This is a genomic window from Soehngenia sp., assembly GCF_055108775.1.
This window is the reverse complement of the sequence record NZ_JBSQIL010000056.1, coordinates 1-10,599: the sequence shown is the minus strand read 5'-3', so window position 1 is coordinate 10,599 and position 10,599 is coordinate 1. Positions and strand designations below refer to the sequence as shown.

9 protein-coding genes are annotated in these 10,599 nt (G+C 31.8%); 8 read left to right on the top strand and 1 reads right to left on the bottom strand.

Annotated features, from left to right (window positions below; translation table 11 throughout):
- The first annotated feature begins 231 nt into the window (after positions 1 to 231).
- The 5 genes from ACTB1H_RS07440 to ACTB1H_RS07420 all read left to right on the top strand — a co-directional run bounded on the left by ACTB1H_RS07440 (position 232) and on the right by ACTB1H_RS07420 (position 8,156).
- Positions 232 to 1,203 carry an ATP-dependent DNA helicase gene (locus ACTB1H_RS07440; RefSeq protein ID WP_463262211.1) on the top strand — a complete coding sequence of 324 codons (972 nt, stop codon included), beginning with the start codon at positions 232 to 234 and terminating at the stop codon, positions 1,201 to 1,203.
- Between the two features lie 58 nt (positions 1,204 to 1,261).
- A complete protein-coding gene (htpG, locus tag ACTB1H_RS07435; RefSeq protein WP_463262210.1) occupies positions 1,262 to 3,127 on the top strand; it encodes a molecular chaperone HtpG in 1,866 nt (621 codons plus the stop codon).
- Between the two features lie 80 nt (positions 3,128 to 3,207).
- Complete coding sequence (rlmD, locus tag ACTB1H_RS07430) at positions 3,208 to 4,566, top strand: 23S rRNA (uracil(1939)-C(5))-methyltransferase RlmD (RefSeq protein WP_463262209.1); 1,359 nt, start codon at positions 3,208 to 3,210, stop codon at positions 4,564 to 4,566.
- A gap of 356 nt (positions 4,567 to 4,922) precedes the next feature.
- Positions 4,923 to 6,386, top strand: coding sequence for an ISLre2 family transposase (locus ACTB1H_RS07425; protein WP_463262208.1), 1,464 nt, complete (start codon positions 4,923 to 4,925; stop codon positions 6,384 to 6,386).
- Between the two features lie 339 nt (positions 6,387 to 6,725).
- Positions 6,726 to 8,156 carry a hypothetical protein gene (locus ACTB1H_RS07420; protein WP_463262207.1) on the top strand — a complete coding sequence of 477 codons (1,431 nt, stop codon included), beginning with the start codon at positions 6,726 to 6,728 and terminating at the stop codon, positions 8,154 to 8,156.
- A 9-nt stretch (positions 8,157 to 8,165) separates the two neighbouring features.
- Here the strand turns inward: ACTB1H_RS07420 and ACTB1H_RS07415 are convergent, their stop codons facing one another.
- Positions 8,166 to 8,369, bottom strand: coding sequence for a helix-turn-helix transcriptional regulator (locus ACTB1H_RS07415; RefSeq protein WP_463262206.1), 204 nt, complete (start codon positions 8,367 to 8,369; stop codon positions 8,166 to 8,168).
- 179 nt (positions 8,370 to 8,548) lie between these two features.
- On the opposite strand from ACTB1H_RS07415, the gene ACTB1H_RS07410 reads away from it, so the two are divergent.
- From ACTB1H_RS07410 to ACTB1H_RS07400, 3 genes are all read left to right on the top strand, one after another.
- On the top strand, positions 8,549 to 9,340 hold the full coding sequence (locus ACTB1H_RS07410) for a ParA family protein (RefSeq protein WP_463262205.1): 792 nt from the start codon (positions 8,549 to 8,551) through the stop codon (positions 9,338 to 9,340).
- The gene (locus ACTB1H_RS07405; protein ID WP_463262204.1) at positions 9,330 to 10,322 is read left to right on the top strand and encodes a ParB/RepB/Spo0J family partition protein; all 993 of its coding nucleotides are present in this window, start codon (positions 9,330 to 9,332) and stop codon (positions 10,320 to 10,322) included. Before ACTB1H_RS07410 ends, ACTB1H_RS07405 begins: the two co-directional genes overlap by 11 nt.
- Positions 10,323 to 10,410: 88 nt before the next feature.
- A partial coding sequence (locus tag ACTB1H_RS07400; protein ID WP_463262203.1) for a hypothetical protein occupies positions 10,411 to 10,599 on the top strand: 189 nt, incomplete at its 3' end.

Genomic DNA, 10,599 nt, shown 5'->3' with positions numbered 1-10,599 from the left:
CTCCGTTTCTGTTTATTGTCATTGATAACATTATAACAGAGAAGCTCTCATGAGCGTTGTTTTTTTAGTTGTGTTTCATTTAATTATACAATTCGCCTAGAAAAAGTTATAAACAAAATAGAAACTAAAGTAAATGAAGCTTTAAATAATGGCAGACTATACCAAAATGAAGAAATTGATGACATATACTGGCCTATTAGCAAGAGTTTAGCAATTTTGGAGAAATTTTTAGTGGAGAAAAAAGATGTACCAGGCTATGACAAATGCTTAGAGACTTACTTTAATTTAAATACTTTCTTAAAGATATCTGAATTTTATGGGGAAAATTATGTCATTAAATTTGACAAAGCAATTGAAAATCATTCACTCACACTTTATTGTTTAGATGCATCAAAATTTATAAAAAACATAACCTCTGACAACAGGGCAAATATATATTTTTCAGCAACACTTACCCCAATAGATTATTTCAAAGATTTGCTCGGCTCAGATGAAGATGATTATCATATGATATTAAATTCTCCATTTAAAAAAGAAAATTTATTAATTTTGATATATGGAAACATTTCAACTCGGTTCAAAGATCGTTTAGAAACATATCCTCAAATTACTGAAACAATATATAACTTTGTAAAGGCTAAAAAGGGAAATTACATTGTATTTTTCCCATCATATGCTTATTTAAACACAGTATATGATGATTTCAATTCAAAATACCCAGATTTATACATTATGAAAGAAGAATCAAGCTTAACCAAGAAAGAAAGAGAAGAATTTTTGAATAACTTTACTTTAAACAATGATATGATATCATTTTGTGTACTAGGAGGTAGCTTTTCAGAAGGCATAGACTTAGTCGGTGATAAATTGATAGGTGCTGTTATAGTAGGAGTTGGGATGCCTCAGATTTCACTTGATAGAGATATAATAAAAAACTATTTTGAAAAATTATACAAAAAAGGATTTGACTATGCGTACACTTTCCCTGGCATGAATAAAGTGATGCAGGCAGTTGGCAGAGTTATAAGATCAGAAAACGATAAAGGAGCAGTACTTTTAATAGACGATAGGTATTTGACTAGTAAATATAAAAATCTCATGCCTAGAGAATGGTCAAATCATAAGAGAATTAATAGCATTATAGAGATGGATTCAAAACTAAATAAGTTTTGGAGAGATGTTGACAAAGAAAAATCAATATGATAATTTATTATTAGCACTCAAACTAAAAGAGTGCTAATATCATTGAGGGGGTATTTTTATGGAGAAAAAAGAGTTTCAAGCAGAATCAAAGCGATTGTTAGATTTAATGATAAATTCTATATACACTCATAAAGAGATATTTTTAAGAGAGCTTATATCAAATGCTTCAGATGCCATAGACAAAATATATTATAAAGCACTAACAGACAAGAGCATAACCTTCAATAAAGACGATTATTATATTAAGATTTCTTTTGACAAAGAAAACAGAATTTTAAGTGTTAAAGATACAGGCATAGGTATGACTAAAGAAGAACTAGAAAACAATTTAGGGGTCATAGCTAGAAGTGGGTCTTTACAATTCAAGAAAGAAAATGAAATAAAAGATGGATATGACATAATTGGGCAATTTGGAGTCGGATTTTACTCAAGTTTCATGGTAGCAGATAAAGTAACTGTAATAACTAAACCATTTGGCTCTGACAAAGCGTGGAAATGGGAATCAGAAGGAATTGAAGGATATACCATAGAAGAGACCACAAAAGATGAATACGGGACAGAAGTAATACTCAAGATAAAAGAAAACACGGAAGATGAAAACTATGACGACTACTTAGATGAATACAATCTGATGAATTTAGTAAAGAAATATTCAGATTTTATAAGGTATCCAATCAAAATGGAAGTCACTGAATATAAGAAAAAAGACGATTCAGATGAATATGAAACAGTAAAAGTTGAGAAAACAATAAACAGCATGGTACCACTTTGGAGAAGAAATAAAAACGAACTGACAGATGAAGATTATATAAATTTTTATCAGGAAAAGAGATTTGGATTTGACAAACCATTAAAGTGGATACACCTTAGCATTGACGGGGTAGTAAGATATAACGCAATACTCTATATTCCAAGCACTGTTCCATATGATTATTATTCAAGAGAATACGAAAAAGGGCTAGAACTTTACTCTAGTGGAGTAATGATAATGGAGAAATGTAAAGAATTGCTGCCAGATTATTTTAGCTTTGTTAAGGGTGTTGTTGATTCAGAAGACCTCTCACTTAACATATCTCGTGAAATGCTTCAACATGATAGGCAATTAAGACTTATGGCTAAGAAAATTGAGGAGAAAATAAGAGAAGAACTTCTCAATATGCTAAAAGAAGATAGGGAAAAATATGAAGAGTTCTTCAAGAACTTTGGGAAACAATTAAAATATGGAATTTACCAAGACTTCGGTATGAACAAAGACAAATTAGAAGATCTTTTGCTGTTCTACTCTTCAAGTGAAAAGAAATTAGTCACTTTAGACGAATATGTATCAAGAATGAAAGAAGGGCAAGAGTTCATTTATTATGCATCTGGGGATAGTTATGATTTAATAGATAAATTACCACAGACAGAAATAATTAAAGATAAAGGATATGAAATTCTATATTTAATAGATGAAGTAGATGAATTTGCATTAAAAGTAATGAGAGACTATAAGGGTAAAGAGTTCAAATCGATATCGAGTGAAGATTTAGGTATTGAAGAAGAAAAAATAGAAGAGGAAAAAGAAACAGAAAGCAAAGAAATATTTGAAAAGATGAAAGAATTACTTCAGGGTAAAGTTTCAAAGGTTAGATTTTCAAAGAGATTAAAAAATCATCCTGTGTGTTTGGCTAGTGAAGGAGAAATTTCTATTGAAATGGAGAAAGTCTTAAAACAAATGCCTGAAGGAGACATGATTAAAGCAGAAAAAATACTTGAAATAAACCCTAATCATCCAATTTATGAAAAACTAAAAAATGCATATGAACATGATGAAGAAAAATTTAAACTTTACACAAATCTCCTTTATGACCAAGCAAGACTAATAGAAGGCTTGCCAATAGAAGACCCAATAGAGTTTGCAAATAACATAGCTAAACTCATGTAAAAATATTTCAAATCAATAAGAAACTGATATAATATAAAGGAAGCTTAATTAAGCTTCTTTTATATTTTTAGGAGGTAATTATGGGAAGAAAAGATAAAATCGTTGAAATAAAAATACAAAAGGTACTCTATCCGAATGTATCAATCGGAGAGTATGAAGGGAAAACAGTAAAGTTAAAAGGTGGAATAGAAGGGCAAAAGGTTAGAGCTAAGATAACTAGAAGAAGAAAAGATCATGACGAAGCTAGGATATTAGAAGTAATTGAAAAATCGCCTTTAGAAAAAATAGAGGGCTGTCCTCATAAGGACTTATGTGGGGGCTGTACATATCAAAGTCTTACTTATGAAGATGAATTAGAATTAAAGAATAGGCAAATCAGAGCTTTATTTGAAAAAGAAAACATAGAATTGGATGGATTTGTTATTATACCATCTCCAAGATTAACCGAGTATAGAAATAAAATGGAATATACTTTTGGAGATGAAGGGAAAGATACATCTCTTTCATTAGGACTTCATATAAAAGGGAGAATATTTGAAGTTGTAAATACAGATTATTGCAATATTGTCGATAAAGATTTTACAATTATAAGAGACAGTGTGAGAAAATATTTCTTAAATTTGAATTTTCCCTACTATAATACTAGAACACACAGTGGTTTTTTAAGGCATTTAGTTATAAGAAAAGCACTCTCAACAGGTGAAATATTAGTAAATCTAGTCACTACAAGCACCATGGATTTTAACAAAGAAGATTTTGTAAGACTATTGCAGTCAATAGAATTGTCAGGCAATATAGTAGGTATAATTTATACGATAAATGATGGATTAGCAGACGTAGTAAAAGCTGATAAAATAGAGATATTATATGGGAGAGACTATATAACAGAAAATATTATGGGACTTAATTTTAAAATATCCCCATTTTCTTTCTTTCAAACAAATACATTTGGAGCTGAAAAACTTTACGAAACAGCTTTGAATTTCGTTGAAAACATTGAGGGAAAGACTATATTCGACTTATACTCAGGGACTGGAACAATAGCACAAATAATGGCAAAAAAAGCAAAGAAAGTCATTGGCATTGAGATTGTTGAAGAAGCTGTAAAAATGGCTATTGAAAATGCTAAGCTAAATAATTTCACTAATGTTGAATTTATAGCAGGAGATGTATTAGAAAAAATAGAAGATATAGATGTAAAACCGGACTTGGTAGTATTAGATCCACCAAGAGATGGAATTCACCCTAAAGCAATTGGAAAGATTATAGAATATAAACCTGAAGAATTTCTATATATATCATGCAATCCAGTAACTCTTGTAAGAGATATTAAAATATTCAATGAAAATGGATATAGATTAGTAAAGGCAAAATGTGTGGATATGTTCCCTAGAACGGGGCATGTGGAGTGCTGCGTAAGAATACGTCGCAAAGAATAGCCGTAATGGCTGCAATATCAATGGATACAAAGATATTTAACTTTAATTCAAACAAGCCAAAAATTAATAGATGTAAGGATAAAGAGATTATAAATCAGATCGAAATAGAAATTGCATTACGGATACCGTGTGCGTAGATATGTTTCCTGATTTGATAAAGTAGAAAAAGGCCATGAAGAGAAAAACTTTTCATGGTCTTTTTGTGCTTTAAGATTCTTTATAGACTAAATTCTTAGAGTAAAATTTTTGTAGGCAAATTAATAAAAAAATATAGGAAGAGCAAAAAAGCTCTTCCCATAATCATGATTTTCCTGTAGTTTAGAATTGACGAAAAACCAAAAACAGGAGGTCATGATATGAATAGTTTAACCTTTGAGAAGATAACATTCAAGCAGATAGAGAGAAATATTTTTGAAATAGGCTGTGAAATAGCAAGAATGCTATTGCAGGAATTGCTGGAAAGGATAGATAAAGAGCTTGCTTTGAGCAGGAATAAGTCAGAACTAAGGCATAAAGGCACAAGAACTGTGCCATTAAAGACATTGATGGGAGAAGTGCCAGTAAAGAGAGTACTATACAAAAGAATAAAAGAAGACGGCGAACCTGAATATATACACCTTTTGGATAAGGTGATGGGTTTTAAAACTATAGGGTTCATATCTCCAAATCTTGTAGAAAAGATGGCTGAGCTAATAACAGATATGGACTACCGGGGAGTTGCAGATACAATCTCTGATATGACAAATCAAAGAATAAGCCATCAAGGAGTGTGGAATGTAATTCAAGCATTAGGGGAAAAACAAGGTGAGGCTGAAAACAGGTTGGTAGAAGCTTTTAAGGATAACAAGTTGTCAGGTGAGAAAGAGGTACCTGTACTATTTGAGGAAGCAGATGGAATTTGGTTATCCATGCAGGGGAAAGGCAGAAATAATTCCTCCAAAGGGAAAAAAGAGCTTAAAGTAGGAGTAGTTTATGAAGGCTGGAAGCAGAGATATCCATCATCAAAAGAATACAAAACAGTTGAAAAGATGGCATTTGCAGGATATATGAAACCGGAAGATTTTAGGGATTTAAGGGATGCAGCAATAGCAGGAAAATATAACGTTGATGAAATAGTATACAGGATACTTAATGGCGATGGTGCTTCGTGGATTAGAAAAGGACATGACCTTCAAACAGACAAATTCCAGTTGGACCCTTATCACCTTGCCAAGTGCATAGTTAGAAATGTCTATGACAAACACGCCAGAAGGCATATAATGAGATGGCTAAGGAATGGGGAATTTAATAAAGCATTCAAAAAGATAGAAGAACTTAAGTATAAATGTGGGGGTCTTGAAAAGGAAGTAAAGAAACTTAGCATATTAGAAAACTATATAAAGAGTAATATTGATGGTATAGTGCTCTACAAGGACAGAAAGGATATAGAGCTACCAGAACCACCTGGAGAAATTTTATACAGAAATTTAGGCACAATGGAAAGGCAAATTGAAGTATTTGCTTCCCGCATGAAAGGGGCAAAGAGTTGGAGTAAAAGAGGAGCCACCAATCTATCAAAAATTATAGCTTTAAAAATGAGTGGTAATTTCAAAGGCAGTGTAGCAGCACTTATATCAGGGAAACTTCCTGAGAGGCTTACAGAGCGGTTTGAAGAAGTAGTTATAAATACTAAGGCGACATTGAAAAAGACCGTTAAGAAATCGGTATATCCTCTGCACCATGGAGAATTACCCTTTTCAAACTGCAAGGTAACAAACGGAAGAAAAGCAATACGCAGCATGTTTGACTTAAAACCGTTTAGTGAAATGGTATATAGGTAAGGTTAAACATAGGTTTTCTACAGGGGCCGCTGCTTGTCAAGCATAAATCGAGCGACCCCTAAGAGATGACAACTTATGGCTTGACAAAATGAAGGACTAAAAAGATTAAAATTTTGTAGGAATTGAATATGTTTTGCTTATTAGAGAGACCAGCCTTGAGAATATATTCAATTCTTGATTATAATATAAATCTGTAAAATGAATAAAAAAACAGGACTACAAGGGAAATAAAAAATTTGCCTACATTTGCTTGACACAAACGACTAAATTATCGATTCTCAGATACCTCTATTATTGTGATATAATGAAAAATATATTGAGAATAGAGGGAGTGTTTTTATGGAACAGAATAATTTAAAAATTATTACCCAAAATGATATAGCAATTACTTTATCAAGCTATGAAAATAGAATGTTGCAATTTTTGGATTTTTGTGGTTTGCCTTCTGAATTTATTCTTGTACCGATTGAAGAAAGAAAAAAAGTCTTTAAAAATATCAATGATGCTCTAGAATTGTTGAATTCTAATCAAAGAAAAGAAGCGAATTATTTATCAAAATTTATTGCAGCAACTAGTGCTGGTTTATTTGATGCAGCATTAAATTATTTATGGGACGAAACAATTAAACAATTAAGAATCAGAGTATCGCATTATGATATTCAATATTTTTATGATCTAGCAGTATCTACTGATAAAAGAAACAAATTAAAAAATGTTGATGATTTAGTTAAACTAGATGATAGTGAATTAATTAAAGGTGCTAAAGAAATTGACTTGATATCTGATATTGGATTTAGACATCTAGATTATATTAAGTATATGAGAAATTGGGCTAGTGCAGCACATCCAAATCAAGTTGAAATAACAGGACTACAATTGATTTCGTGGCTTGAAACTTGTATTAAAGAAGTTATTTCATTGCCAGTTTCAAATATAACAATAGAAATAGGGAAATTACTTAAAAATATTAAGTCTAATTGTATAGATAAAGAAGAGGCAGAACAAATTGGAGTATTTTTCTGTAATTTAACGAAAGAAAAAGTTAATTCGCTAGCATCTGGTTTTTTTGGCATCTATACTCGTTTAGATACTTTACCTCAGACTCGTCAGAATATTCATCTACTATTACCTATGCTTTGGGATAGAGTAGATGAAGAAATAAAAAATGATTTTGGGATAAAATATGCTAAATTTAAAGTGAATAATGATCAAGAACAAGCAAAACTAGCTAGAGCATTTCTGCAAATTGTTTCAGGAGAACAATATTTACCTGAAGCAATAAGAGCAGCAGAAATAAAAACTGCTCTTGAAAATTTGATTTCGGCTCATAACAGCTATATGGACAATTTCTATAAGGAACCACCATTTGCAAGACAATTAAAAAGGCTTGTAGGAACTCATGGTATTCCAAAACAATTAAATACTATTTACGTTTATACAATAGTTGAAGCTTATCTGACTAACGGAAATGGTGTTTGTTGGGATGCAGAGCCAATATATAAATCACTAATTAAAGGTTTTAATCAAACTCAAGCAATCATTGCCATATTTTCATTTATGAATGACACGATAGCTAGCAAGCTACAATTTCCTTTATGTAAAACCAAGTTTAAAGAATTGGTTAGTATGCTAACTCCTATGATATCAGCTCCAGCGGTTCTCGAGGTAATTGAGAGTATCAATCAATATAAAGGTGAGTTGTTTAATATGAAAAATGATGAAACAATTAAGAGACAGATTGAAGTACTAAAAAAGCTTATAAAAAATTAAATTACATATTTAGATATTTTCCTGATCATCAAAAATAAAAAAACCTTCAAAACGACCACCAAAAGCTTCAGCGATCTGCTGGAGCTCTTTTTCTGAGAAGTTATCACGTGACAACTTATTCGATAAATTTTGGCTGGTTGTACCTATGGCAGTTGCTAATTCAGCAAGTGTCATTTTTTTTCGCTTTAATAAGATTCGGATTTTTTCACCCATTGTTAAATACATAGAATTCACCTTCCTCTATACTAATATACACTGGAAAGTGTAAAAAATCAATAAAAAGTGATTTTGACAATGAATTAGTTTAGAAAAACACTTGAAAATATACACTAGATAGTGTATATTTAAATTAGATAATTTTTATCAAAACTAAAACGTGAAAGGAGTATATTATGAAATCGGCAAAAATCATTTCTATATGCAATCAAAAAGGTGGTGTAGGTAAGACCACTACTGCTCTTAATCTAGGTTATGCACTATCAAAGGCAGGAAAAAAGGTTTTGTTAGTTGATCTTGACCCACAAAGCAACTTGACCATGTGCTTTGGTATAGACCAGCCTGAAGAACTTGATATGACAATTTATCATTTGATGATGTCGGTTATTGAAGAGAAAGAACTGCCGGATAAATCAGCTTATATTTTGTCAAAAGATGGACTTGACCTTATACCATGTAGCATTGAACTTTCAGCAGTAGAAGTAAATCTTGTGAATGCAATGAGCAGAGAAATGACTCTTAAATCCATTCTACATAATTTGAAAGGCGAATATGATTACATCATCATTGACTGCATGCCATCACTTGGTATGCTAACCATCAATGCCCTAGTAGCGTGCAACAGTGCTCTTATTACAGCAACACCTCAGTATCTTTCAGCAAAAGGATTAGAGCTATTACTGAGGACGATTATGAAGGTTAAGAGACGGATTAATCCAGGTATTGAAATCGACGGTATTCTTATTACCATGTATACGAAAAGAACATTACTGTCAAAGGAAATTCTGAATCTAATCAACGATGCTTATGGGAAGCAAATTAGAATATTTAAAAGTAAGATACCCGTATCCGTTAAAGTCGGAGAATCTAATTTTAACAGTAAAAGCATTATCGAATATCAACCTAAGAATAACGTGGCTATTGCTTATAATGAGTTTGTAAAGGAGTATGTGGCAAATGGGCGATAAGAAATTACAGAGTTTTGAAGAGATATTTGGAAAAATTGAAGATCCGAAAGATAAGGAACAAACAGGAGTAACAGAGATTGAAATTAAAAAACTGGTACCATTTCATAATCATCCTTTTAAACTTTATGAAGGGCAACGATTGGATGATATGGTCATCAGTATCAAAGAAATGGGAGTAATGGTCCCAATCATAGTCAGAAAAACTGATTCTGATTTCTATGAGATTCTTTCAGGACATAATCGTGTAAATGCTGCAAAACTTGCAGGACTCAACAAGGTTCCAGCAGTCATAAAAGAGAATCTCACAGTCGATGAAGCTATGTTGATTGTCACTGAGACCAATTTAATGCAACGCTCTTTTTCAGATTTGTTACCATCTGAAAAGGCAAAAGCATTAAAATCACACCATGATGCATTAAGCAGGCAGGGAGCAAGAACCGACCTGATCAATGAGATTAGAAATCTCGTTAAAGCTAGTGAAATCAAGGATGATAAAACTTGTTCCCAAGTTGGGAACAAGTTGAAAACCATTGAAGTCATAGGTGAAAATTATAGCCTATCTAAAAACTCAGTAGCAAGATATATCCGACTCAATTATCTTATTGATCCGATTATAAATCGAGTGGATGATGGAGAAATTGCTTTTATTCCTGCTGTATTCATATCCTATATCTCAGAAGAGAATCAAAAGATAATGAACAACTTTATTGATGAGCATGGCTTTAAAATAGACATGAAGAAATCAGAATTACTTAAACAATATGAGGAAAAGGACAAATTAACCGAAGATACGATCTACAAAATTTTGTCAGGTGAGATTTCAAAGACTAAAAGAACCAAAAAGGCATCAGCATTTAAAATAAAATCTAAAATCATCCAGAGATTTTTTACTCCCGAGCAAAAGGATTCTGAGATTGAGAAAATCATTGAAAAGGCACTTGAACAATATTTTCAGGTTGAAAGTAAAGGTGCTTCCCAATAATAAAATCTAGAAAAATTCATAGCGATAACATACCGGATAAATATGGAATGAGTCACATTTTGTGGCTCTTTTTTTATATAAAAATTAAATGAAAGGTGGGAAAGCAATGACTAATCAACAAAAAGATTATTATCAAGAAACGGCTGAAGTCATGGCATGGATCTTAGAGTTAGACAAAGAGACTGAGCAAAAAGTAAAGAAAACAATTGAATCAATAGGGATTAAAACATTTTTCCTTAATATTGACTCACTAGATTTTACTGATGAAGTCAAAGAA